We start from the raw sequence: 22,436 nt of genomic DNA, 5'->3' as shown, positions 1-22,436 counted from the left end.
GGCCTACCGTTGGACGATGACGATCCGCCACCTGCGCCAACCGACAGTGGACTGTGCCGAGCCCCGCGAGCTCGCGGAGTTCTACCGGCAGCTGCTCGGCTGGGAGTGGGCACCCGGCCACGACGAGCCCGACCCGGACGGCGACGAGTACCTCCTGATCGTCGACCCCGATCGCAGGACCCGCCTCGGGTTCCAGCGCTCGGACGCCGTCGTCGCGCCCTGGCGGGTCGGTGCCCGCGTGCACCTCGACCTGGATGTCGCCGACCTGGCCGTCGGGCACGAGGACGCCCTGCGCCTGGGTGCGCGAGCACTGACCGGCACGCCCGAGGAGGAGGGGCACGCCGACGACCCGTTCCGTGTCTACGAGGACCCATCCGGGCACCCGTTCTGCCTGTGCCTCGCGGACGGCTCACCGACGGGCTAAGACGACGGCTGGGGCACGAAGGGCAGCAGCTCCTCACGCCCACCATGGACGACGAGGCAGCTGCTCTCGGGCACCTCGTGCCAGGCGCCCTTCAGGTCACCGAGCGGCTCCGAGACCACGACCCGCGTCGAGTCCGCGAGGTCGTGCAGGATCGGGTTCGCGGGGTACTGCTTCCTGAGCACGGCGACGTCCGTGTTGTGGAACAGCGACCGGCTCTGACCCTCGGAGCTGTACCGGAACGCCCACAGCCGCTCTCCGTCGGTGGTGCAGACGGTCATCTGCACCGGGAACGCGATGCCGTGCGCACGGCCGACCTCCTCGACCAGACCGACGGCGCGGGCGACGGCGGCGGACGGGTCGTCCTGGAGCCCGAACGTCAGGGCGAGATAGAACAGCACCTCGGAGTCGGTGGACCCCTCGATGAACGGGAACAGCTCGGGGTCCACGGCGAGGACGAGGTCACGCTTCATCGCGGAGAACCCGGCGAGCAGACCGTTGTGCATCCAGAGCCAGCGACCGTGCCGGAACGGGTGGCAGTTGGTCTGCTGCACGGCTGAGCCGGACGTGGCGCGGATGTGTGCGAGCACCAAGCCGGAGCGCGTGTGCTCCGCCAGCTCGCGCAGATTGCGGTCGCTCCAGGCCGGCTCGATGCTCCGGAACACGCCGGGGGTCGGGGAGTCCTCGGTGTACCAGCCGACGCCGACGCCGTCGCCGTTGGTCTCTTCCGCTCCGAGCCGGCTGTGCAGGCTCTGCACGATGAGCGAGTTGGTCGGTTCGTAGAGCAGGTCGTCGATGTGGACGGGCGATCCGGAGTATGCGAGCCAACGACACACGACGGCCTCCTTCGCGACGGGCGCCGGCGGACGGAGCCCACCTGCCCACGCTACGTCGCGCAGCCCCGGTTCATCGTGTGCAGGTGAGAGGGCCGATCAGCGCGAGGATGAGGACGACCTCTCAGCCATCGTTCTGCGCGGCCCCACGCATGACGTGCGACGGGTCGAGGACGTCGAGGATGCGGCCCATGATGCGGTCGAGGTCGGCGACGTCGGCCGCGGTCAAGGGGTCGATCACGGTCTCCCGGACGGTGCCGACGTGTCCGGGCGCGGCGGCCACGACGGTCGTCCAGCCGACGGGGGTGAGGACCGCGTTGGTCGCCCGGCGGTCCTCGGCGCACGGCTCGCGCCGCACCAGCCCGCGCTTCTCCAACCGCGAGACGACGTGGGAGAGCCGTGCGAGGGTGGCGTTGGTGTGTGCGGCAAGGGTGGTCATCCGCAGCGTCCGGTCCGGCGCCTCGGAGAGCATCGCGAGCGTGAAGTACTCGAAGTGGCTCAGGCCGGAGTCGCGCTGGAGCTGGGACTCCAGGGTGCCGGGGAGCAGCTCGACGACAGCGATCAGCTTCTTCCAGGCGCTCAGCTGCTCGGCGCTGAGCCATCTCGCGTCCGTCATGACATCGACGGTATCAAATACTTGACGCTACAACTATCTCCTGTACACTTGTAGCGACAACCAATCGAGGAGGACGCTGTGAGCACGGTGACGATCGTCGGAGCGGGCAACATGGGCTCCGCCATCGCGTGGCGGGTGATCGCGGGCGGCAACGACGCGCAGGTGCTGACCCGGACGCCTCTGAAGATCGCCATCCCCGGGGCGAAGCACGGCACGGTGGGTGACCCGATCACCGGTGACATCGTCGTCCTCGCCCTGCCGTACGCCGCGGTGGCCGAGGTGCTCGCGCAGTACGAGGGCCAGCTGGACGGCAAGGTTCTCGTCGACATCACCAACCCGGTCGACTCCGCCACGTTCGACTCCCTCGTCGTCCCGACCGGCAGCTCCGCCGCCGCCGTCATCGCGCAGGCCGTGCCCGGCGCCTCGGTGCTCAAGGCCTTCAACACCACCTTCGCGGCGACGCTCACCACCGGCGAGGTGGGCAACGAGCGGACCACGGTCCTCATCGCGGGCGACGACGCCGACGCCAAGGCCGAGCTGGCCGCCGTGATCGCCGCGGGCGGGCTGCGCGCGGCCGACGCCGGCTCGCTCAAGCGTGCGCACGAGCTCGAGGCGTTCGGGTTCCTGCAGCTCACGCTCGCCGCAACCGAGCAGACGTCGTGGACCGGCGGATTCGGGCTGACGGCATGAACGAGATCCTCGACGCCCGCACCGACGTCGGCGCCGTGACCCTCAAGGTGGGCGACCTCGACGCCATGACCGACTATTACGCGCGCGGCATCGGCCTGAGCGTCCTCGGGCAGGAGGGCGACCGCGTCACCCTCGGCCGGCAGGGCGTCCCGTCGGTTGTGCTCGAGCACACGCCCCTGCTCAAGCACGCCCCGTCGTCCGCAGCCGGGCTGTTCCACACCGCGATCCTGTTCGGCGAGCAGAGCGACCTGGCGTCCTCGGTGTACTCGGTCGCCCGGCACTTCCCGTCGTCGTTCACCGGCAGCTCCGACCACCTCGTGTCCAAGGCGCTCTACTTCGACGACCCCGAGGGCAACGGCGTCGAGCTCTACTGGGACCGGCCGCGCGAGCAGTGGGGCTGGGAGAACGGCCGCGTCGCCATGGCCACCGAGTACCTCGACCCGAACGGGTTCCTGCGGGACAACCTCGTCGACCCCGACGTCCTCGAGGGAGCCGCCGCCGTCGGTCACGTCCACCTCAAGGTGGGCGACATCACCACCGCTCACGAGTTCTACGTCGACACCGTCGGCTTCGAGGTCACCGCCGAGTACGGCACGCAGGCGCTCTTCGTCTCCGCCGGCGGCTATCACCACCACCTCGCGATGAACACGTGGCAGAGCCGCGGCGCGCAGGGTCGGTGGCCCGCGCTCGGCCTGGGCGAGGTCACCATCGAGCTGCCGACCGACGACGAGCGCGGCGCCCTCGGTGCCCGGTTGGCCGGCCGCGGGATCGCCACCCGCGACGACGGTCGCGTGCTGGCGTTCGAGGACCCGTGGAACAACGAGATCCGGGTGGTCGTCGCCGGCTGAACCGTGCTCAGCCGAGCGCGTCCGCCCGGCGCAGCAGCAGCGACCGCTCACCCGCGTTCCGCGTCAGCGCCGCGGCCGCGCGGAAGGCGTCGCCCGCCTCCTCCGCCCGCCCCAGCTGCTCGAGGAGCTGACCGCGCGCGGCCTCGAGCGGCGGATAGCCCTCGAGCGCGTCGATCCTCTCCACCAGCGCGAGACCCTCGGCAGGTGATCCGGCCATCCCGAGCGCGACGGCCCGGTTGACGAACACGACAGGCGATGGCGACACGGTCGACAACTGCGCGTAGAGACCGGCGATCAGCGGCCAGTCGGTGTCCGACGCCGTGGCGGCGCTCGCGTGGCACACGGCGATCGCCGCCTGCAGGGCATAGGCACCGCGCGCCCCGCCGAGCCGGTGCGCCCGTTCCAGTGCAGCCATCCCACGGCGGACCAGCAGGCGGTCCCACAATCGGCGGTCCTGGTCCAGCAGCGGCACCGGGTCGCCCGCGGCCGACACGCGGCTGGTCAGACGGGACGACTGCAGCTCGAGCAGGGCGTCGAGGGCGTGCACCGACGCCTCGTCCGGCAGCAGCGCGCACAGGACGCGCGCCAGCCGGACCGCCTCGTGGCACAGCTCGGGCCGGGCCCACGAGTCGCCGGAGGTGGCGACGTACCCCTCGTTAAACACGAGGTAGACCACCTCGAGCACCGACGCCAACCGGTCGGGCATGTGGTCGGCGGCCGGCAGGTCGAACGCGACCCCCTCACGGGCCAGGGTCCGCTTCGCGCGGGAGATCCGCTGCGCCGCCGTCGCCTCGCTGATCAGGAGCCCGCGGGCCACCTCGTCCGTCCGTAGTCCGCCCAGCAGCCGCAGCGTCAGGGCGACCCGCGACTCGGTGGTCAACGACGGGTGGCACGTGGTGAACACCAGGCGGAGCAGGTCGTCGCCGATCCTGTCGTCCAGACCTGCGCCCACGCCCAGCACCTCCTCGTGCAGCTGCTCCCGCTCGATCGACCGGCCGACCTCGGCCAGCTTGCGGGCGTACGTGCCCCGGCGGCGGACCAGGTCGAGGGCCTTGTGGCGGGCGGTCGTGACCAGCCAGCCGGCCGGGTTCGGTGGGACGCCGTCCACCGGCCACTGCTCCAGCGCGGCGACGAAGGCGTCCTGCGCGATCTCCTCACCGAGCCCCACGTCGCCGACCACCCGGGACGCGACGGCGACCACCGCGGCGGACTCCATGCGCCAGACCGTCTCGGCCGTGCGGTGCGCGACCTCGCGACGAGGGCCCGTCATGCGACCGACTCTCGTCGCGCGGTCCCGGCGCTGCGGTGCGCGAACCCGCGACGATTGGTCACGAGACCGACACTCGTCCTGCGGTCCCGGCGGTCCGGAGCGCGAGCCCGTGACGGTCCGTCATGCCAATGACCCTCGTCGGCCGGTCACGGCGGGGCGAGAGAGCCCGCCACGGTCGGTCACGCGACCGACCTCGTCCCAACCACCCGGTGTCACGGCTCGTAGACCCGCATCACGTCCACCTCGCCGCCCCAGCCGTCCCAGTGCTCCTGGTGCAGGCGGAGGAACCGGCTCGCCCACTCGACGGCCTCCTCGCGCGAGCGCACGTCGTAGACCGCGTAGCTGATCAGCTCCTTGGCCTCGGCGAACGGCCCGTCGGTGACCGTCAGGGTGCCGTCGGCCAGCTGGACGCGAGCGCCACCGGCGGCGCTGGGCATGAGGCCCGCGGTGTCGAGCAGCGCGCCCGACGCGGTCGCCTCGGCGCCGAGAGCCATGATCGCCTCCATCAGGGCAGATGGCGGGGGAGTGGTGGGCTGAGCGGTGACTCGGAGCGTGGTGAAGTAGCGCATCGTCTCGTCCTCTCGGTCGTTCGGCTCAGGCCGCCGTGCGGCGGTAGGTGTCGACGGCGAAGGCGCTCACCCAGGTCCAGGCGACCACGATCCCGGCCGTGAACGCCAGCACCCCGTCGGTCCCAGGTGCCGACGAGATCGCGACGAACCCGCCGAGCAGCGCGACCGCGGCCGCCGACGACAGCACGGCACCCAGCGGGCGGCGCTGCCAGGCGAACCGCCGTGCGACGACGATCATCGCGGCCGCCAGCGCGACGAACCCGATCCCTGCCGTGAGCAGGTGCAGCATCCCGTCGGTACTGGGGACGGTCGGAGCCGACGACCCCACCGGGAAGCCGTCCCCCGGGTCGGCCCGGAAGATCCCTGCCAGCACCAGCCCGGCACCGAACACAGCCACCAGCCGCGGCACCCAGCGGAACCCGGCACCAGAGACGAGCGCGCGCCGCAGACCGACCGCGAACGCCCCGACCATGAGCCCGGTCAGGACCAGGTTGGCCACCTGGATCCAGCCGAGCGAGCCGTTGGCCAGCGTGGACCACGCGTGCCGGGTCAGGTCGAAACCCTCACGCGTCAGCGCTTGCGCCAGCGAGACGACCACGTAGAACGGACCGGCGATCACGCCGTAGCCGAGCAGCGACCGGGTGACGCGGACGGCAGGGTCGACGGGGCAGTCGTTCGACGCGGTGCCAGCGGTGGACGACTCGGGCGCGGTCGACGAGTCGGCAGCGGTGGCCGCGGTGGACGAGTCGGCAGCGGTGGCCGCGGTGGACGAGTCGGCAGCGGTGGCCGCGGTGGACGAGTCGGACGAGGTGGCCGCGGCGGGCGTCGTGGACCAGGTGGACGGGTTGGGCGTGGTGGACATCGTGACTCCTCGGTGCCGGCGGCCGGGCGGATCCGGCCGTACACCCACCCCTCGAACGGGCTTGGAGGTTCTCGACAGCACTTCTGCCACGAGTTTCGACGGCACGGCTGATGTGGCCGGGCGGGGAGTGCTACGGCACGCCGCTGCCGCTACTGGGGGAGTTGATGATGTGACCGCGACCGTTGCGGAAGACGTAGCGCAGAGGTTCGCGACCGGTGATGGACTCGACGGGCTCACCGATGACACCGGTGGGACCTGTCCCACCGGTGTCCGTGCCTTCCATGGCCGAGGCCCTGGCCAGTTGTCGTCGTGTCCAGCCCGGTGGCTTCTCGAGTCGTTGGATGCTCAGAGCGAGGCGGTGGGTCTCGCTGTGGTGGTGCTTGCACAAGAGGGCGGCATTGGTCACGGAGGTTGGCCCGGTGTCGCGGTCCCACCAGCGCACGTGGTGGACCTCGCACCGGGAGGCGTGCTGGTCGCACCCGTTCCACACGCACTGCCCGTCCCGGGCGACCACCGCGCGGCGTTGCGCGGTCGTGAACAGCCGCTTGGTGCGCCCCACGTCCAGCGGCAGCGACTCGGCGGACATCACGATCCGCGTGATCTCGGCGTCGCACAACGCCCGCGCCAGCTCCGACATCGCCACCGGCGTCCCGTCCTCGAGGGTCGCCGGCACGACCGGAGCCCAGGGCAGCGCGATCGGCGCACACACCGGAGCCGCGCCACCGCGTCCCCTCCCACCAGCCGTCACGCCCGCGGAACCATCACGGGAACCATCACGGGAGCTGTCGCGGGACCAGTCACCGCGGGTAGTGCCACGGGTCGCGGTCGCGTCCGTGCGGTCGTCCTGCGCCGTTGTCGCCGCGTCGAGGGCGCGCTGGTGGGCGATCAGCTCGGCGACGGTCTCGGCCGGGACGAGCAGGGACAGGTGTGGGCGGCTGACCGTGCCCGAGACCACCGTCGCGGCGGAGTTCTCGCCTGCCGGGTCAGTGCTGCTGTCCACCAGCGGTCCGGCGGCGGCCGTGGAGCCGCGGGCAACCGGCCCGGCACTGTGCGCGCCCGACTCCGCGACGACGCGTCGCGGAGTCGAACCGGCGCAGACCTTCTCCGCGAGCATGGTCAACGCGTCCGCGCATGCTTGGCCTGGCGAGCGCGTGTCGTCGCCGAACTGGCCCATCGCGGCCAGCGCGATCCGCAGGGTTTCTCCGGCGACCCGGTCCAGGCGGCCCTTGAGGAACACGCCGTGCGGTTGGGCCGACATCGAGAAGAACCGTTCGCGCTGCTGCTCGTCGTGCGACGCCTGCAACCCGGCCGGATCCTTGGCGGCGACAAACCGGGCCAGAGCGCGGGCGAAGTCCGGGCCGGACTGGGACCGCGCCATCGCCACCACGGTCTCTTGTGCCTGCGGGGTGCGCAGCACCGCGGCGACCTCCGGGGTGGAGGACGCCGCGACCCGGGCCAGCGCGTCCAGGTGCCCCAACGGCACCGACCCGTCCCGCACGCCGGCCGCAACCGTGGCCATCGAGACCAGCGCGTCGGCCTGCCGCACCGCCCGGGCCGCCTCACCGAGCCCCGACCGCGACACCCGCGCGTGCGCCGCCTCGAACGTGCGGTCCCCGGTGCGCATGGTGTCTCCGGCGGCCCGGTCCGCCACGAGCACGAACCCCTGCGCCTCAGCCAGGGCGGCCTGCGCGGCACGCACCGCGCCGAGGACCGACGCCCGGTCCGAGGCGGTCCAGGTCGCACTGGAGCGGGACGCGGACGCGAGCTCGGACGTGGCGTCCCGTACACGCGCCGCCACGTCCCGCACACCCGCCTCCACATCGAACATGTGTACGATTCTAGGTGGTAGCAGGCGCCGGATCAAGGCTTTGACCTGCACAAACATATCCACAGGCCATGCGCTGAGCCGCCCACAGCCCGCCGTTGAGGGCGGCGTGAGGCGACCGCCGCCATCAAGGCGGCGGCCGCCGATGGATCATCCGTCGCGCACATGCGGTCATCTCGGGCCGTGTCGGTCGGCGGCTGCCGCGACTCTCACCCGTGCCGCTCGGCGGCTGCCGTGACGCGGACCCGTGCCGCTCGGCGGCTGCCGCGACGTGGACCCGTCACCCCGGGATCGCGGCCGCGAGCTCCTGCCGGGACCGGATCCCGAGCTTCAGGTACACGTTCCGCAGGTGGTACTCGATCGTCTTCGGGCTGAGGAACAGTGCCGCGGCGGCCTCTCGCGTGGTCCGTCCGCCCGCGAGCATGTGCGCGACCTGCAGCTCCTGGGGCGTCAGAAGGTCGATCCCGGTGGAGCTGCGGCGTTGCGCGGTCTCACCCGTCGCGCGCAGCTCGGCGGCGGCCTGGTCGGCCCACGGGACCGCGCCGAGGCGCTCGAAGGTGGCCAGGGCGGTCCGCAGGTGCGGGCGGGCGTCGACGCGGCGCTTCATCCGGCGCAGCCGCGAGCCGTAGGCCAGCTCGGTGCGTGCGGCCTCGAAGTCGTCGGGCGTGTGCTGGTGGTAGGCGAGGGCGACGGAGAAGCACACGTCCACGTCCGGGTCCGGGCAGGTGAGGCCGGCCGCGCGGGCAGCACGCGCCAGCGACCACGGCTGGCCCTTGACCTCGGCGCGCCCGGTCAGCGACGCCGCCAGGTCGCTCGCCTCGTCGGAGAGGCCGAGACGCACCATGGCCTCGACCATCTCCGCGGCGGGCGAGATGTCGACGTCCACCAGGCCGAGGTCCGCGAGGAGGGTGTCGATCGTCCGGAAACGCTCGAGCGCCGCGTCGGGGTGGCCGAGGCCCAGCTCGAGCTCGGCGAGGGCCGTCATCGCCCAGGTCTGGACGAAGCCGAGGTGGTGCTCGCCCGCGATCGCCAGGGCCTCCTGCGCGTGGGCCCGACAGGCGTCTGCGTCTCCCCGCCGCGCCTCGAGCCAGGACAGCCCGGCCAGGCACGCGGTGAGGTCGGTGGCCTGCCCGGCCTCGCGAGCGAGCTGGATCGCCTCGGTGTACCCGGCGACGGCGTCGTCCCACCGGTCGGTGGTCGCCTGGTCCCGGGCGACGTAGAACAGCAGGAGCGGGAGCCCGCCGATGTCGCTGCGCCGCCGCGAGTGGGCGACGACCGTCGGGATGACGTCGCGGCCCACCGTGCTCTCCCGCAGGTAGAGCGGCAGGATCACGAGCCACGGCGCCAGCTGCGGGTCGTCGAGGAACGCGTCGACCTCGGCCATGGCGGCGCGCAGCAGGTCCGGACCGCCCTGTCCCGCCAGGATGCCTGCCACGGCCGTCGCCATCGACCCGACCCACCGCGCTCGCGCTGTGCGCGGTTCCAGCCCGGCCATGAGCGCCGCGGCCGACGCCGCCGCCGCGACGTCTCCCGCGAACTGGCACGCGGCGATGCAGTCGGCCAGCAACGTGACCGCGGTGTCCGGGTCGTCGTCGGCAGCAAGCGTGCCCGCAGCCAGGAAGACGTCGCGAGCCCGTTCGACGGACCCGGTCCGCGCGGCCACGGCGCCGTCCAGCGCGGCGGCCCGGGTGCGCAGGGCGGGTGACCGGGGGAGGCCGGAGGCGCGGTCGAGCAGGTCGAGCGCGGCCTCGGGCAGCCCCGCGCGCCAGGCGCTCTCCGCCGCGGACACCAGACGCTGCGCGCGGTGCGCAGGATCGGGGCTCAACCTGGCGGCCCGCTCGTACCCGGCCGACGCCACCGCCCACGCCCCCCGCGCCCGTGCACGAGCGGCTGCCTCGTCGAGCACCCCTGCCACCGTCGCGTCGGGCGCGGCGGTCGCCTCCCCGAGGTGCCAGGCCCGACGGTCGACGTCGTCGGCGTGCACCGCCTGCGCCAGGGCGGCGTGCACCGCGCGTCGGGCTGCGGGCGCGGCCTCCGCGTAGATGCCGGAGCGGACCAGGTCGTGCCGGAACGTGACCCGCGTGGCGTCGACGGTGAGCAGCCCGGCGCGCGCAGCCTCGTCGAGGTCGCCGACGGACACGCCGAGCAGGTCGCAGGCGGCGGTGACCGTCGCGAGATCGCTGCCCCCCGCTGCCGCGACCAGCAGCGCGGTGCGGGCGTCCGCGGAGAGCGCGTCGGCACGGCGGGCGAACGTCCGAGCCAGGGACGCCGGGACCGGGACGGGGGCGCCCGGCGGGAGGGCGTCGAAACCGTCGTCGGTGAGCTCCAGCAGGGCGAGCGGGTTCCCGCCGGCGGAGGCCAGCAGCCGTGAGCGTTCCTCGGGCGAGAGACGGTGGCCGAGCCGCCCCGCCAACGCCTGGGCGTCGGCAGCCGCGAGAGCCTCCACCGCGAGCTCCGGGAGGCCGGCCGAGCGGACGACCGACGGTTCGTCGCGCGCTGCGAGCAGGACGACGACGGGGTCGGCGGTGAGGCGTCGGACCGCGAAGCACAGCGCCTGCGCCGACGGCGGGTCGAGCAGGTGCGCGTCGTCGACGATCACCGCGACGGGTCCGTCCTCGGCCACGCGGCTCAGCAGGCTCAGGACCGCCGCGCCGACCGCGAAGCGTTCGCCGCCGGACCCCGGCACGAGCGCCAGCGCGGAGCCCAGCGCCTCCGCCTGCGGTGCGGGCAGGGCGTCCAGATGGTCCAGCACGGGACGCAGCAGCTGCAGCAGGCCACCGAACGGCACCTCCCGCTCGGAGTCGATCCCGGCCGCGCGCAAGACCCGCATGCCCGCGTCGCCAACCGCCGACGCAGCATCCTCGAGCAGCGCGCTCTTGCCGATCCCCGCCTCGCCGGTCAGCAGCAGCGTGCCGCTCTCACCCACGCGAGCGGAGGCCACCAGCCTGCTGATGACCTGCCGTTCGAGCTCGCGTCCGACCAGCACGGATCGAGTCTAGGGAGCACACCAGGGGGGTGCCCTGATGCGATGGGTCGACCGTCGCGGCCAGTGTCGAGACCGACACATCCGACACCTCGGCGAGGAGATCGACGACCATGACCGACACCATGCCCGCGCAGGTGCAGCGGACCATCGACCCCGACACGCTCATGTCCTTCGTGTTCCGCGCCGTCGACGAGGTCGGCGCCACCCTGAACACCGCGCTCGTCGTGATGGGCGACAAGCTGGGCTACTACACGACGATGGCCGACGGCCGCCCTGTCACGCCGGCCGAGCTGGCCGAGCAGACCTCGACGAGCGAGCACTACGCGCGGGAGTGGCTGAACAGCCAGGCCGCCGGCGGCTACGTCGAGTACGACGCCGAGACCCGCCGCTACACGTTGCCCGCCGAGCACGCTGTCGCGCTCGCGGACCCGACCAGCCCGGCGTACCTGGCGGGCTTCTTCCAGCTGGCGCTCGGCACCGTCCACGGCGCCGAGAGCATCCTCCAGGCGGCGCGCGACGGCGACGGTCTGGGGTGGCACGAGCACCACACCGACGTGCACCACGGGTGTGAGCGCTTCTTCCGCACGATGTACAACGGGCACCTGCTGAACGAGTGGATCCCCGCGCTCGACGGGGTCGCGGCGAAGCTGGAGGCGGGTGGCACGGTCGCCGACGTCGGCTGCGGGCACGGTGCGTCGACGATCCTGCTGGCGAAGGCGTTCCCGAACGCCACGTTCGTCGGTTCGGACTATCACGAGGCCTCGATCGAGGTCGCCCGCGAGCGCGCGGCGGCTGCCGGGGTGTCCGACCGGGTGACGTTCGAGGTCGCTCCCGCTACCGGGTTCTCCGGGACGGGCTACGACCTGATCGCGATGTTCGACTGCCTGCACGACATGGGTGACCCCGTCGGGGCGGCCCGGCACGTGCGCGAGGCGATCGCTCCCGACGGCACGTGGATGGTCGTCGAGCCGATGGCCGGCGACCGCGTCGAGGACAACCTCAACACCGTCGGCCGGGCGTACTACGGGTTCTCCACCCTGCTGTGCACGCCGGCGTCGCTCAGCCAGGACGTCGGGCTGGCGATGGGCACGCAGGCCGGTCCGGCCAAGATCCGCGACGTCTCCACCGCCGCCGGGTTCACCGCGTTCCGGACCGCCGCCTCGACCCCGTTCAACAACGTGTTCGAGGTCCGCCCGTGACGCGGAGCACCCGCGAGGACGAGACTGCTCAGGTGGGCACGGACCCGAGCAGGGCAGCGGACCCCGACGTCGTCGGCGTCGCCGAGCGCGACGGGGTCCCGCTCGCCTACGAGGTGTTCCATCAGGACCACCGCACCACGGTGGTCCTGGTTCCCACCTGGTCGATCGTCCCCTCGCGGTTCTGGAAGGCGCAGATCGGCTTCCTGGCGCGGCACTACCGCGTGATCACGTTCGACGGCCGCGGGAGCGGGCGCTCGGGCCGGCCGCAGGGCGCCGAGGCGTACACCGACCGGCAGTACGCCGACGACATCCTGGCCGTGATGGACGCGACGGGAACCGAGAAGGCCGTCCTGGTCACCGAGTCGTGCGGGGCGTCCTGGGCGGTGCACGTCGCGGCTGGCGACTCTGCGAGTGCCGCGCGCGTGCTCGGGATCATGGCTATCGCCCCGTCATGCGGCCTGGACGTGGCCACCCCGGGCCGCGACCACGTCCCGTGGGACGAGCCCCTGGACTCCTCGGAGGGCTGGGCCAAGTACAACAAGCACTACTGGCTCGGGGGCGGCTACGACGACTTCACCGAGTACTTCTTCCACAAGATGTTCTCCGAGCCGCACTCGACCAAGCAGATCGAGGACTGCCTCGGCTGGGCGCAGGAGATCTTGCCGCAGACGCTCGCGGACACCACCGCCGGGCGGATCGGGTGCGACGGCGCGGTGTGCGAGCCGGTCACGCCGTTGGCCCGGCAGGTGACCTGCCCGGTCGTCGTGGTGCACGGCACCGACGACCGCATCCGGCCGCACGCGTTCGGCGAGCGGCTGGCCGAGCTGACCGGCGGCGAGCTGGTGCTGCTCGAGCACGCGGGGCACGGCCCGTCGGCGCGCGACCCCGTGAAGATCAACCACCTGATCGCGCAGTTCGTCGACCGGTCCGTCCCGGCCGCACCGCGCACCACCTGGGTGCGAGCCCTGCGAAGGCCACCACGGGCGCTGTACCTCTCGTCACCCATCGGGCTCGGGCACGCGCAGCGGGACGTGTCGGTCGCGGCGGAGCTGCGCGCGCTCCGGCCCGAGCTGCAGATCGACTGGCTCGCGCAGAACCCGGTCACCCGCGTGCTCGCGCGGCACGGCGAGCGGGTGCACCCCGCGTCGGCGTGGCTGCGCAACGAGTCGGGTCACATCGAGCACGAGGCCGGCGAGCACGACCTGCACGCGTTCCAGGCGATCCGCCGGATGGACGAGATCCTGGTGCACAACTTCATGGTCTTCGACGAGGTGGTGGCCGCCGGCGACTACGACCTGGTGATCGGCGACGAGGCGTGGGACGTCGACTACTTCCTGCACGAGAACCCCGAGCTCAAGCGGTTCTCGTTCGCGTGGATGACTGACTTCGTCGGCTGGCTGCCCATGCCCGACGGCGGGCCACGCGAGGCGATGCTCACCGCGGACTACAACGCGGAGATGATCGAGCAGCGCGCCCGGTTCGCCCGGGTCCGGGACCGTTCGGTGTTCGTCGGGGACCCGGACGACGTGGTCGAGGACGACTTCGGGCCGGGCCTGCCGAGCATCCGGGCGTGGACGGAGGAGAACTTCGACTTCGCCGGGTACGTGACCGGGTTCGACCCCGCGGAGCTGGAAGGCACCGAGCGGCTGCGCGCGGACCTCGGGGTGGGTCCTGGGGAGAAGCTCTGCGTGGTCACGGTCGGGGGGTCCGGCGTCGGCACGTCCTTGCTGCGCCGGGTCATGGACGTCGTGCCGCTGGTCCGCCAGCTCGCGCCGGAGCTCCGGTTCGCGTTCGTCACCGGCCCACGGATCGACCCCTCGTCACTGCCGACCTGGGACGGGTCGACGGTCCTCGGGTACGTGCCGGACCTGTTCCGGCACCTCGCCGCGTGCGACGTCGCGGTCGTCCAGGGCGGCCTGACCACGACGATGGAGCTGACGGCCCTGAACAAGCCGTTCGTGTACGTGCCCCTGCGTCACCACTTCGAGCAGAACCTGCACGTGCGCAAGCGGCTCGACCGGTACGAGGCCGGGCGGCACCTCGCCTACGAGGACGCGGTCGACCCGGACGGCCTCGCGGAGGCGATCGTCAAGGAGGCCAGCCGCGACGTGCGGTACCGGCCGGTGGCCACGGACGGCGCGGCGCGGGCGGCCGCGCTGCTGGCGGACCTCGTCTAGAGATCCACCAGCGCGAGGTGCACCCGCACGGTGTCACCCACGTCGAGGCCCTCGGCCTTGCGGACCGCCTTCTTCACCGGCAGCACGTACGTGTCGGTCGACGGGAAGATCGACGTCCGCCACACGGTGGCGCCGACGGTGACCTCGACCCGTACCGACCCGAAGCCGCGCGTGGAGTCGCCGACGACGTCCAGCACCTCGTCGGCGACGTGCGTCGGCAGGCTCACGAACGTCCACGCGTCGGTCTTGCGGGCGTCCCACAGCCACAGCGGCGCCTCGAACTCATAGGTCACGGTCGTGCCATCTCTCCACCCAGCAGGCTCGGACCGGTGTACTCGGTGACCTCGTCCACGAAGTGCTCGGCGTCGTCCTGCGGCGCGTAGCCGAGGGCCCGCGCGCCTGTCAGGTCCCACCAGGCGCGGGTGTTGGCCGAGGTGCCGTACACGACCGTCGGGCCGTCGACCGGTCCGCGCAGCGCGGCGTCGACCAGGCGGACGGCGTCGCCGGGACTCAGCCAGATGCCCAGGTCGAAGGTGGACAGCGGCCGGTCGATGCAGGCGCCGATGCGCAGCGACACCACCTCGATCCCGTGCCGGTCGGCGTAGAGGCTCCCGAGCGCCTCATCGGCGGCCTTGGAGACGCCGTAGAACGTGTCGGGGCGCACGGGCCGGTCCGCCGGCGCCGTCGAACCGGTGGGGTAGTAGCCGACGGCATGGCACGAGCTGGCCAGCACCGCCCGCCGTACTCCGGCACGCCGGGCCGCCTCGAGCACGCGGTAGGTGCCGTCGATGTTCGTCGACACGAGCGCCTCCCACGTGTCCTCCTGCGCGATCGCGGCCAGGTGGACGACCGCCGTGGCACCCGCCATCGCCTCCGTCAACGCGTCGAGAGCGTCGTCGTCCCGGAGGTCCACCGACGTGTACGGATCCCCGGGGTCCACGGCGTCGACCAGGACGAGGTCCCACCCTCGCGACGGCAGCCCTCCGTCGACGTGTCGCAGGTACGTGCCGATCCGACCGGCCGCGCCGGTGATCACGACGGTGTCACCCATCCCGTCCTCCTTGGTTCTCTGTCGCGCGGTGAGGGCCGGCGACGTAGCGTCGATCGTCTCCAACAAAGGATGGTGCCGCATGGACGTGGCCGGACTGCTGGTCGAGTCGTTCGGGCGGGTGGACGGTCTGCTGACGCGGGCCGTCGACGGGTTGGGCGTCGACGAGCTCGCGTTCCGACCCGACCCGGAGGCGAACTCCATCGCGTGGCTGGCGTGGCACGCGGCCCGCGGCGAGGACGCGCAGATCGCCGACGTCGCGGGCACCGAGCAGGTCTGGACCGCCCAGGGCTGGGCCGACCGCTTCGACCTGCCGTTCGACGACACGGCGACGGGGTACGGCCACAGCGCGCAGGACGTCGGTCGGGTGCGCGCGTCGGCGGACCTGCTCGTCGGCTACTACCGGGCCGTCGGCGACCGCACGCTGGACTACCTGCGCAGTCTCGCGGAGGGCGACCTCGACCGCGTGGTCGACGAGGGCTGGGACCCGCCGGTGACCCTCGGCGTCCGGCTGGTGAGCATCGTCGGGGACAGCCTGCAGCACGCCGGTCAGGCGGCGTACGTGCGGGGTCTGCTGGAGCGCTCTGCCCTCACCCACGGCTGACGCGACTCAGAGACCGTGCGCCGCGACCAGCGCGTCCAGCTGGCCGCGGTGCGCGTCGACGAACTCCTGCTGGACGGCGTGCCACGCGGCTCGGGTCGACTCCTCGTACCCGGTCGAGGCGCGGCACGTGAGGTCGGCGACCGCCAGCGCGATCTCCGCGTCCTGGACCTCGGGGGTGGGGAAGACGCCGCCCTCCGTCGCGGCCGCCGCCTGGTCCTCGGCCTCGTCCGGCGACCCGACGTCGTGACCGGCATCGGCCATGCACGCGGACCATGCAGCATCGGCAACGTGCACCCGCGGGTCGTCGATCACGGCGAGCACCCAGGCCTCGAGGTCCGCGTGCAGGTCGGCGAAGTGCGGGTCGGCAACCCAGTCCTCCGCGGGCGCCTCGACCGGTGCGACCGAGCAGGCGGCGAGCGTCGCGTCGTACCGCTGGCGGTCCTGTGGGGACAGGGTGCGGACGTACGCGGCGTTGTGGTCCGCCGACGTCGCAGCGGGGATGCTGAGGCCGCCGTACCCCCACCGCCGCGCGAACGGGAGGGTGTCCTGGGTGAGCTCGTTGTTCGGGTCGTCCGGCCAGTACGTGAACCCGGCGTCGGCCACGCACGTCCGGGTCCGCTCCTCGTTCACCTGCGTCGCGAGCCTCGCGTCGACCTGGTCGAGGTAGGCCCAGAGCGGTCCGGGGACCGGTCGTTCGACCGGGGGGACGGCGGGCGGGAGGACCTCCGCCGTCGCCTGGGCGCAGCCTGCGACGAGCGTGGCGGCGGCGAGGGCCAGCAGCAGGGCGGTCCGGTGCGGCACGTCGTGACTCCCGTCGTCCGATCACAGGCTCCTGCGCCCGCCGCGTCAGCCGACCGTAGCGCCGGTCCGGGGTCCCCGTCCGGCAGTTCATGCAACGGTCGGGGTCGGCCTACGTCGACGAGGCGCTCGTCCACGTAGGCTTCCCGCCCATGCGGTGTGCGTACTTCGACGCAGGGGTCTGCCGCTCCTGCACCTGGATGGGGCGCCCGCACGGCGAGCAGGTCGCGGACAAGGAACGGCACTGCGCCAACCTCCTCGGCGAGCGAGACGACCTCGTGTGGCTGCCCCCGGTCACCGGTCGCGAGTCGGGGTACCGCAACAAGGCGAAGATGGTCGTCGGCGGGACCGTCGAGACTCCGACGCTGGGCATCCTCGACGCCGCGGGCCACGGCGTCGACCTGCGGGGCTGCGGGCTGTACCCGGGTCCGCTCGCGGAGACGTTCCCCGTGCTGGCCGCGTTCGTCACGCGCGCGAACCTCACGCCGTACGACGTCCCCGCGCGCACAGGCGAGCTGAAGAACCTGCTGGTCACCCAGTCGCCGGACGGCGAGCTCATGCTCCGGTTCGTGCTGCGCTCGCAGGAGCCGGTGGCCCGGATCCGCAAGCACCTGCCGTGGCTGCTGGACGCCCTGCCGCAGCTGCGGGTGGTGTCCGTGAACCTGCTGCCGGACCACAAGGCGGTGCTCGAGGGGGCGCGGGAGATCCTCCTGACGGCGACCGAGACCCTGCGGATGCGCGTCAACGGGATCGACCTGCACCTGCGCCCGCAGAGCTTCTTCCAGACCAACACCGAGGTGGCCTCCGCCCTGTACCGGCACGCCGCGTCGTGGGTGGAGGAGCTGGCGCCGACGAGCGTGTGGGACCTGTACTGCGGCGTCGGCGGGTTCGCGCTGCACGTGGCTGCTCCCGGCCGCGAGGTCGTCGGCATCGAGACCAGCGTCGAGGCGATCGCGAGCGCGACGCTCAGCGCTGCCGACCTCGGCCTGGCCGGCGTGCGGTTCGCGGCCGGTGACGCCACCGAGTTCGCCGTGGCCGCTGAGAGGGCTCCCGACCTGGTCATCGTCAACCCGCCGCGGCGGGGCATCGGGGAGGCGCTCAGCCGCTGGCTGGAGGCTTCCGACGTGCAGCACGTCGTCTACTCCAGCTGCAACGCCACGTCGCTCGCCCGCGACCTGGCGGCCATGCCCTCGCTGCGGCCGCGGCGCGCGCAGGTGCTCGACATGTTCCCGCAGACCACCCATTACGAGGTCCTCACACTTCTGGAGCGCACGTAGCTCTCTTGGACGGCCGTTCACAAGACGATAGGAAGAGGCATGAGCACCTCTCCCGTCCTCGTCATCGGCGCCGGACCCGCCGGCCTCGCGGTCGCCGCCTCCCTCGGCAGGCGTGGCGTCCCCGCCGTCGTGCTCGAGCGTTCCGACGCCGTCGGCGCCTCGTGGCGTCAGCACTACGAGCGGCTCCACCTGCACACCACCCGGCGCTGGTCGGGTCTGCCGGGCTTTCCGATCCCGCGCCGCTTCGGCCGGTGGGTCGCGCGAGCTGACGTCGTCAACTACCTCGAGATGTACGCCGTGCACCACCGGCTCGACGTGCGCACCGGCGTCCACGTGAAGCGCGTCGCGCGGGCCGACGGCGGCTGGGTGGTCGAGGCGGAGTCGGGGGAGGTGTTCACCGGGTCGACCGTCGTGGTCGCCACCGGGTACAACCACACGCCCGTGCCGCCGGCGTGGCCGGGCGTCGAGACGTTCGCGGGAGAGCTGGTGCACGCCTCGGCGTACCGCAACGCGAAGCCGTACCGCGGCAAGGACGTGCTCGTGGTCGGTGCGGGCAACACCGGGTCGGAGATCGCCGTCGACCTCACCGAGGGCGGGGCGTCGCGCGTCCGGCTCGCGATCCGCACGCCCCCGCACATCGTCCGACGCTCGAACCTCGGCTGGCCCGCGCAGGGCACCGGGATCGTGGTGCGGCACCTGCCCGTCCGGGTGGTGGATCGCATCGCGGCCGGGGTGGCCCGCGTCGAGGTGCCGGACCTGTCCCCGTACGGCCTCCCGCGGCCGACCACCGGTCTGTACTCGCGCGTCATGGAGGGCTCTGTGCCGTTGCAGGACGTCGGCCTGATCGCGGCCGTCCAGGCGGGACGGGTGGAGCCGGTCGCGGCGGTGGAGTCGTTCGACGACGGTGCCGTGGTGCTGGCCGACGGCTCGACGATCACCCCGGAGGTCGTCGTCGCCGCCACCGGGTACCGCCGCGGGCTCGAGGCGCTGGTCGGCGACCTCGGCGTGCTCGACGAGCGCGGACTGCCGCGAACGCACGGGCCGCGGACGTTCCACTCGGCGCCCGGGCTCTACTTCACCGGGTACACCAACCCCATCAGTGGCATGTTCCGCGAGCTGCGGATCGACGCCGACCGGATCGCGCGGGCGATCAGCCGCGGCTGACGCGGCTCTCCCGCCACGCCTTCCACGCGCCCGTCGACCAGAGCGCCCAGAGCACCAGGACCGGCTGGAAGACGAGCCGGATCGCCCGGGCCCTGTCGGAGTCCAGCCCGAACGCGTCCGTCCGCGTGACCAGCTGGGAGATGTTGCCGGGGAAGATCGCGACGAAGAACGCGGCGGTCAGCCAGCCGACCGTGGCGCGGTGCTTCGGCAGCGCCACGAGCGCGCCGCCGAGGGCGAGCTCCACCAGGCCGGAGCCGACGACGACGGTGTCGGTGTCGACGGGAACCCACGGCGGCACCTGCGCGGCGAACTCCTCCCGGGCGAACGTCAGGTGGCTGGTGCCGGCGAGCAGCAGCACCGCGCCGAGGGCGATCCGGCCGACCGTCCGTGCGGGACAGGTGGAGGTCATACGGCCAGCGTCCCCCACGCCGGGCCTCACCGCACGACGCGGAACGTCAGGTGCGTCGCCTCGTCCGTCGCGACGAGGCCCGTGCGCACCAGCTCGGTGGTCTGGTCCCCGGCGATGTCGAGCAGCCGTTCGCCCCGGTGCAGCAGTACGGGCACCAGGTTGAGCACGACCTCGTCGACCAGCCCGGCGGCCAGCGCCTGCCGGCTCACGTCGGCGCCGCCCATGACGAGCACGTCCCGGTCCCCGGCGGCTGCCACGGCCTGCGCCACGGCGCTCGCGACGCCGTCGGTGACGAACGTGAAGGTGGCGCTCCGCATCGGTCGGGGATCGTGCGCCCGGTGCGTCACCACGAACGTCGGCACCGGGAACGGGGTGTCGCCCCACAGTCCGACGCCGATGTCGTAGGTCCGTCGCCCGACCACCACGGCCCCGGTGCGGGCGAGCTGCTCGTCGGCCACGGCGGCGTCGGCACCGGCGGGCGTCGTGCCGTCCGCGGCGACGGCACTGCCGCCCCCGTCCGGGAACAGCCACCGGTGCAGCCGCTCGCCGCCGACGCCCAACGGCGCCGCGTCCGACGTGTCGGGTCCGGCACTGAACCCGTCCAACGACACCGACGCGCTCACCCGCACGATTCCCATGTGCCCCACGCTAGAACGGCTTGCACCTATCCCACCGGCGGCGTCTACCGGGAGGTCGTGGAGCCGGAGCGGCTGGTGTTCACGTGGGCGGACCCGGGCGACCCGCAGGACGGTGCGCCCGTGGTCACCGTGACGCTCGAGGATCTCGGTGAGCGGACGCGCATGGTCTTCCACGTGGACGGCATCGGCGGGCTGCCCGGGGACGAGTCCGTGTACGACGGCTGGGACTCGGCGTTCGGCGAGCTGGTCGAGCACCTCCCCTGACCGTGCCCGGCAGGGCTGCCGTCCGGTCGAGGCTGTCGGAGACTGGGTTCGTGACCGACCCCGACGGATGGGTGCCGGCCCTTCGAGGACCACTTCGACGGCCTCGACCTCGACCGCGCCGTGTGGCTGCCGCACTACCTGCCGGCGTGGAGCTCGCGTGCAGCCACGGCAGCGTCCTACGAGCTCCGCGACTCGTGGTTGCACCTGCGCATCCCGCCCGACCAGGGACTGTGGTGCGCCGACGACCACCTGCCTCCGATGCGCGTGTCGGGTATCCAGTCCGGCAGCTTCTCCGGCCCGGTCGGCAGCACCCGGGGTCAGCAGCCGTACCGCGACGGCCTCCGGGTGCGCGAGGCGCAGGAGCTGTTCCACGGGTGGACCCCGTCGGGCGGTCGCATCGAGCTGCGGGCGCGCGCCGTGGTGACGCCGAGGTCGATGGTCGCGTTCTGGATGGTGGGGCTCGAGGACCAGCCCGAGCGTTCGGCGGAGATCTGCGTCGCGGAGATGTTCGGCGATGCCGTCCAGCCCGGGTCGGCGGCCGTGGGGATGGGACTACACCCGTTCCGCGACCCGGCGGTCGTCGAGGACTTCGAGGCGGTCCGGCTGCCGCTCGACATCGCGGAGCCCCACACGTACGCGGTGGACTGGTCCGCCGATCACGTCACCCTCCTCGTCGACGGCGCCGAGGTGCGCCGCTGTCCGGCCCCGCCGACGTACCCGATGCAGATGATGCTCGCGGTCTTCGACTTCCCTGAGAAGTCCGTCGGTGACGACGCCGACGCCGTTCCCGAGCTCGTCGTCGACAGCCTTCGGGGCTACGAGCGCCGCTGAGGGACCTCGTGGACGTCGCGCGACGGGACCTGAGCGAGCCACGCGCGGCGGGTCAGGGGCCGCCGCGCGTGGCGGCACGGGCTCAGAACACCCGGTTGGCGATCTCTGCCGGGGCCAGCAGCAGCTCCGTGATCTCGTCGTCCAGCTGGACCAGCGTGAGGGACGCGCCGGCCATGTCGAGCGAGGTGCAGTACTCGCCCACGTAGCTGCGGCCCACGGTGATGCCCTGTGCGGCGAGCTTCTCGTGCGCTAGCCCGTACAGCAGGTAGAGCTCGCTGATCGGGGTGCCGCCGAGACCGTTGATCATCAGCGCCACCGAGTCGCCGGAGGAGTACGGCAGGTCGGGGACGACCGCGCCGAGCAGCTCGTCGACGATCTCGTCGGCGCTGACCAGCTTCGCGCGGCGACGGCCGGGCTCGCCGTGGATGCCGACGCCGACCTCCATCTCGTCGTCGGCCAGCTCGAACAGCGGTGAGCCCTTGGCGGGCGGCGTGCAGGGGGTCAGGGCGATGCCCATGGTCCGCGTGACGGAGTTGACCTTCTCGCCGATCCGCACCAGCTCGTCCAGCGACGCTCCCGCCTCGGAGGCCGCGCCGACGGCCTTCATGACGAAGAAGTTCCCCGCGACGCCGCGTCGACCGACCGTCCAGGTCGAGTCCTTGACCGCCACGTCGTCGTTGATGAACAGCGTCCGCACGTTCAGGCCCTCGGCCTCTGCCAGCTCGGCGGCCATCTCGAACGCCATCTTGTCGCCCGTGTAGTTGTTGACCAGGAGCAGGACGCCCTTGTCGGATGCCAGCAGCTTCGCGGTCTCCAGCACGTACTCCATGGGCGGTGCCGCGAACACGTCACCGGGACACGCACCGTCGAGCATCCCCTTGCCGACGACCATGACGTGCGCCGGTTCGTGGCCCGAGCCGGAGCCCTGGATGATCGACACCTTGTCGTGGCTGGGGGCGTCGGCCCGCATGATCAGGTTGTACTCGGGCACGTAGCGCAGGGTGTCGGGGTTGGCCAGGGCGATGCCCTTGAGCATCTCGGGGACGAAGTTCAACGGGTCGTTGACGAACTTCTTCATCAGTCGTTCCTCCACATCGTCGTGATCGG

General features: G+C 72.6%; 23 protein-coding genes. 10 read left to right on the top strand and 13 right to left on the bottom strand.

The genetic code is table 11. The features are described from left to right. Window positions 1-16: 16 nt before the first annotated feature. A complete protein-coding gene (locus ASG23_RS06270) occupies window positions 17-424 on the top strand; it encodes a VOC family protein (RefSeq protein WP_056021749.1) in 408 nt (135 codons plus the stop codon). Here ASG23_RS06270 and ASG23_RS06265 read toward each other — a convergent pair. Both ASG23_RS06265 and ASG23_RS06260 read right to left on the bottom strand, forming a co-directional pair. Then, window positions 421-1,257, bottom strand: coding sequence for a class II glutamine amidotransferase (locus tag ASG23_RS06265; protein WP_056021746.1), 837 nt, complete (start codon window positions 1,255-1,257; stop codon window positions 421-423). The two genes, ASG23_RS06270 and ASG23_RS06265, sit on opposite strands and share 4 nt — an antisense overlap. Before the next feature lie 121 nt (window positions 1,258-1,378). Further along, window positions 1,379-1,870 (bottom strand): MarR family winged helix-turn-helix transcriptional regulator, encoded by a 492-nt coding sequence (locus ASG23_RS06260; protein WP_056021743.1) that lies wholly within the window; start codon window positions 1,868-1,870, stop codon window positions 1,379-1,381. Between the two features lie 78 nt (window positions 1,871-1,948). Between ASG23_RS06260 and ASG23_RS06255 the strand changes: the two genes are divergently transcribed. Both ASG23_RS06255 and ASG23_RS06250 read left to right on the top strand, forming a co-directional pair. Next, the gene (locus tag ASG23_RS06255; RefSeq protein WP_056021739.1) at window positions 1,949-2,560 is read left to right on the top strand and encodes an NADPH-dependent F420 reductase; all 612 of its coding nucleotides are present in this window, start codon (window positions 1,949-1,951) and stop codon (window positions 2,558-2,560) included. Further along, window positions 2,557-3,408 (top strand): VOC family protein, encoded by an 852-nt coding sequence (locus ASG23_RS06250; RefSeq protein WP_056021736.1) that lies wholly within the window; start codon window positions 2,557-2,559, stop codon window positions 3,406-3,408. Before ASG23_RS06255 ends, ASG23_RS06250 begins: the two co-directional genes overlap by 4 nt. Window positions 3,409-3,415: 7 nt before the next feature. Here ASG23_RS06250 and ASG23_RS06245 read toward each other — a convergent pair whose 3' ends face one another. The 5 genes from ASG23_RS06245 to ASG23_RS06225 all read right to left on the bottom strand — a co-directional run bounded on the left by ASG23_RS06245 (window position 3,416) and on the right by ASG23_RS06225 (window position 10,920). Further along, window positions 3,416-4,678 (bottom strand): RNA polymerase sigma factor, encoded by a 1,263-nt coding sequence (locus ASG23_RS06245; RefSeq protein ID WP_056021733.1) that lies wholly within the window; start codon window positions 4,676-4,678, stop codon window positions 3,416-3,418. 212 nt (window positions 4,679-4,890) lie between these two features. Continuing rightward, window positions 4,891-5,247 (bottom strand): YciI family protein, encoded by a 357-nt coding sequence (locus ASG23_RS06240; protein ID WP_056021730.1) that lies wholly within the window; start codon window positions 5,245-5,247, stop codon window positions 4,891-4,893. A gap of 25 nt (window positions 5,248-5,272) precedes the next feature. Next, entirely contained in the window at window positions 5,273-6,109 is an 837-nt protein-coding gene (locus ASG23_RS06235) for a DUF998 domain-containing protein (protein WP_082515882.1), read from the bottom strand. Between the two features lie 130 nt (window positions 6,110-6,239). Continuing rightward, entirely contained in the window at window positions 6,240-7,937 is a 1,698-nt protein-coding gene (locus ASG23_RS06230) for an HNH endonuclease (RefSeq protein WP_056021727.1), read from the bottom strand. A gap of 277 nt (window positions 7,938-8,214) precedes the next feature. Beyond that, window positions 8,215-10,920: an AAA family ATPase gene (locus ASG23_RS06225; RefSeq protein ID WP_056021724.1), complete on the bottom strand. Its 2,706-nt coding sequence runs from the start codon at window positions 10,918-10,920 to the stop codon at window positions 8,215-8,217. A gap of 110 nt (window positions 10,921-11,030) precedes the next feature. On the opposite strand from ASG23_RS06225, the gene ASG23_RS06220 reads away from it, so the two are divergent. Both ASG23_RS06220 and ASG23_RS06215 read left to right on the top strand, forming a co-directional pair. Beyond that, on the top strand, window positions 11,031-12,119 hold the full coding sequence (locus tag ASG23_RS06220) for a class I SAM-dependent methyltransferase (protein ID WP_235520912.1): 1,089 nt from the start codon (window positions 11,031-11,033) through the stop codon (window positions 12,117-12,119). Further along, window positions 12,116-14,296 carry an alpha/beta fold hydrolase gene (locus ASG23_RS06215; protein WP_082515879.1) on the top strand — a complete coding sequence of 727 codons (2,181 nt, stop codon included), beginning with the start codon at window positions 12,116-12,118 and terminating at the stop codon, window positions 14,294-14,296. The genes ASG23_RS06220 and ASG23_RS06215 overlap by 4 nt, the downstream gene beginning before the upstream one ends. On the opposite strand, the gene ASG23_RS06210 is transcribed toward ASG23_RS06215, so the two are convergent. Then, window positions 14,293-14,589: a DUF1905 domain-containing protein gene (locus ASG23_RS06210; protein ID WP_056021721.1), complete on the bottom strand. Its 297-nt coding sequence runs from the start codon at window positions 14,587-14,589 to the stop codon at window positions 14,293-14,295. The two genes, ASG23_RS06215 and ASG23_RS06210, sit on opposite strands and share 4 nt — an antisense overlap. Continuing rightward, window positions 14,586-15,347 (bottom strand): NAD-dependent epimerase/dehydratase family protein, encoded by a 762-nt coding sequence (locus ASG23_RS06205; protein WP_056021718.1) that lies wholly within the window; start codon window positions 15,345-15,347, stop codon window positions 14,586-14,588. The genes ASG23_RS06210 and ASG23_RS06205 overlap by 4 nt, the downstream gene beginning before the upstream one ends. Window positions 15,348-15,426: 79 nt before the next feature. Between ASG23_RS06205 and ASG23_RS06200 the strand changes: the two genes are divergently transcribed. Beyond that, window positions 15,427-15,948, top strand: a complete 522-nt coding sequence (locus ASG23_RS06200) for a mycothiol transferase (RefSeq protein WP_056021715.1) — start codon at window positions 15,427-15,429, stop codon at window positions 15,946-15,948. Window positions 15,949-15,954: 6 nt separating this feature from the next. Here the strand turns inward: ASG23_RS06200 and ASG23_RS06195 are convergent, their stop codons facing one another. Then, the gene (locus ASG23_RS06195; protein WP_056021712.1) at window positions 15,955-16,749 is read right to left on the bottom strand and encodes a hypothetical protein; all 795 of its coding nucleotides are present in this window, start codon (window positions 16,747-16,749) and stop codon (window positions 15,955-15,957) included. 149 nt (window positions 16,750-16,898) lie between these two features. Between ASG23_RS06195 and rlmC the strand changes: the two genes are divergently transcribed. Continuing rightward, window positions 16,899-18,023, top strand: coding sequence for a 23S rRNA (uracil(747)-C(5))-methyltransferase RlmC (gene rlmC / locus ASG23_RS06190; RefSeq protein ID WP_056022693.1), 1,125 nt, complete (start codon window positions 16,899-16,901; stop codon window positions 18,021-18,023). Between the two features lie 39 nt (window positions 18,024-18,062). Next, window positions 18,063-19,187 carry a flavin-containing monooxygenase gene (locus tag ASG23_RS06185; protein ID WP_056021709.1) on the top strand — a complete coding sequence of 375 codons (1,125 nt, stop codon included), beginning with the start codon at window positions 18,063-18,065 and terminating at the stop codon, window positions 19,185-19,187. Here ASG23_RS06185 and ASG23_RS06180 read toward each other — a convergent pair. Together ASG23_RS06180 and ASG23_RS06175 are read right to left on the bottom strand one after the other, a co-directional pair. Then, window positions 19,174-19,596 carry a DoxX family protein gene (locus tag ASG23_RS06180; protein ID WP_056021706.1) on the bottom strand — a complete coding sequence of 141 codons (423 nt, stop codon included), beginning with the start codon at window positions 19,594-19,596 and terminating at the stop codon, window positions 19,174-19,176. The genes ASG23_RS06185 and ASG23_RS06180 overlap by 14 nt on opposite strands. Window positions 19,597-19,622: 26 nt before the next feature. After that, window positions 19,623-20,234 carry a dihydrofolate reductase family protein gene (locus tag ASG23_RS06175; RefSeq protein ID WP_056021703.1) on the bottom strand — a complete coding sequence of 204 codons (612 nt, stop codon included), beginning with the start codon at window positions 20,232-20,234 and terminating at the stop codon, window positions 19,623-19,625. Between ASG23_RS06175 and ASG23_RS19445 the strand changes: the two genes are divergently transcribed. Both ASG23_RS19445 and ASG23_RS06165 read left to right on the top strand, forming a co-directional pair. Next, window positions 20,235-20,498: an SRPBCC family protein gene (locus ASG23_RS19445; RefSeq protein ID WP_235520910.1), complete on the top strand. Its 264-nt coding sequence runs from the start codon at window positions 20,235-20,237 to the stop codon at window positions 20,496-20,498. Between the two features lie 120 nt (window positions 20,499-20,618). Further along, window positions 20,619-21,329, top strand: coding sequence for a glycoside hydrolase family 16 protein (locus tag ASG23_RS06165; RefSeq protein ID WP_056021698.1), 711 nt, complete (start codon window positions 20,619-20,621; stop codon window positions 21,327-21,329). An 82-nt stretch (window positions 21,330-21,411) separates the two neighbouring features. On the opposite strand, the gene dhaK is transcribed toward ASG23_RS06165, so the two are convergent. Continuing rightward, window positions 21,412-22,407, bottom strand: coding sequence for a dihydroxyacetone kinase subunit DhaK (gene dhaK / locus ASG23_RS06160; protein WP_082515877.1), 996 nt, complete (start codon window positions 22,405-22,407; stop codon window positions 21,412-21,414). Between the last annotated feature and the right edge of the window lie 29 nt (window positions 22,408-22,436).

This window comes from Cellulomonas sp. Leaf395 (genome assembly GCF_001424125.1).
Taxonomy (GTDB): domain Bacteria; phylum Actinomycetota; class Actinomycetes; order Actinomycetales; family Cellulomonadaceae; genus Cellulomonas.
The sequence above is the reverse complement of the archived record's forward strand: the minus strand, read 5'-3'. Positions and strand labels throughout refer to the sequence as shown.

Bases quoted from the DNA above. Each gene is read 5' to 3' on its own strand.
- ASG23_RS06270 (WP_056021749.1), top strand. From the start codon at position 17: ATGACGATCCGCCACCTGCGCCAACCGACAGTGGACTGTGCCGAGCCC.
- ASG23_RS06175 (WP_056021703.1), bottom strand. From the start codon at position 20,234: ATGGGAATCGTGCGGGTGAGCGCGTCGGTGTCGTTGGACGGGTTCAGT.
- ASG23_RS06250 (WP_056021736.1), top strand. From the start codon at position 2,557: ATGAACGAGATCCTCGACGCCCGCACCGACGTCGGCGCCGTGACCCTC.
- ASG23_RS06230 (WP_056021727.1), bottom strand. From the start codon at position 7,937: ATGTTCGATGTGGAGGCGGGTGTGCGGGACGTGGCGGCGCGTGTACGG.
- ASG23_RS06205 (WP_056021718.1), bottom strand. From the start codon at position 15,347: ATGGGTGACACCGTCGTGATCACCGGCGCGGCCGGTCGGATCGGCACG.
- ASG23_RS06220 (WP_235520912.1), top strand. From the start codon at position 11,031: ATGACCGACACCATGCCCGCGCAGGTGCAGCGGACCATCGACCCCGAC.
- ASG23_RS06180 (WP_056021706.1), bottom strand. From the start codon at position 19,596: ATGACCTCCACCTGTCCCGCACGGACGGTCGGCCGGATCGCCCTCGGC.
- ASG23_RS06240 (WP_056021730.1), bottom strand. From the start codon at position 5,247: ATGCGCTACTTCACCACGCTCCGAGTCACCGCTCAGCCCACCACTCCC.
- ASG23_RS06235 (WP_082515882.1), bottom strand. From the start codon at position 6,109: ATGTCCACCACGCCCAACCCGTCCACCTGGTCCACGACGCCCGCCGCG.
- ASG23_RS06245 (WP_056021733.1), bottom strand. From the start codon at position 4,678: ATGACGGGCCCTCGTCGCGAGGTCGCGCACCGCACGGCCGAGACGGTC.
- rlmC (WP_056022693.1), top strand. From the start codon at position 16,899: ATGCGGTGTGCGTACTTCGACGCAGGGGTCTGCCGCTCCTGCACCTGG.
- ASG23_RS06200 (WP_056021715.1), top strand. From the start codon at position 15,427: ATGGACGTGGCCGGACTGCTGGTCGAGTCGTTCGGGCGGGTGGACGGT.
- ASG23_RS06260 (WP_056021743.1), bottom strand. From the start codon at position 1,870: ATGACGGACGCGAGATGGCTCAGCGCCGAGCAGCTGAGCGCCTGGAAG.
- ASG23_RS06185 (WP_056021709.1), top strand. From the start codon at position 18,063: ATGAGCACCTCTCCCGTCCTCGTCATCGGCGCCGGACCCGCCGGCCTC.
- dhaK (WP_082515877.1), bottom strand. From the start codon at position 22,407: ATGAAGAAGTTCGTCAACGACCCGTTGAACTTCGTCCCCGAGATGCTC.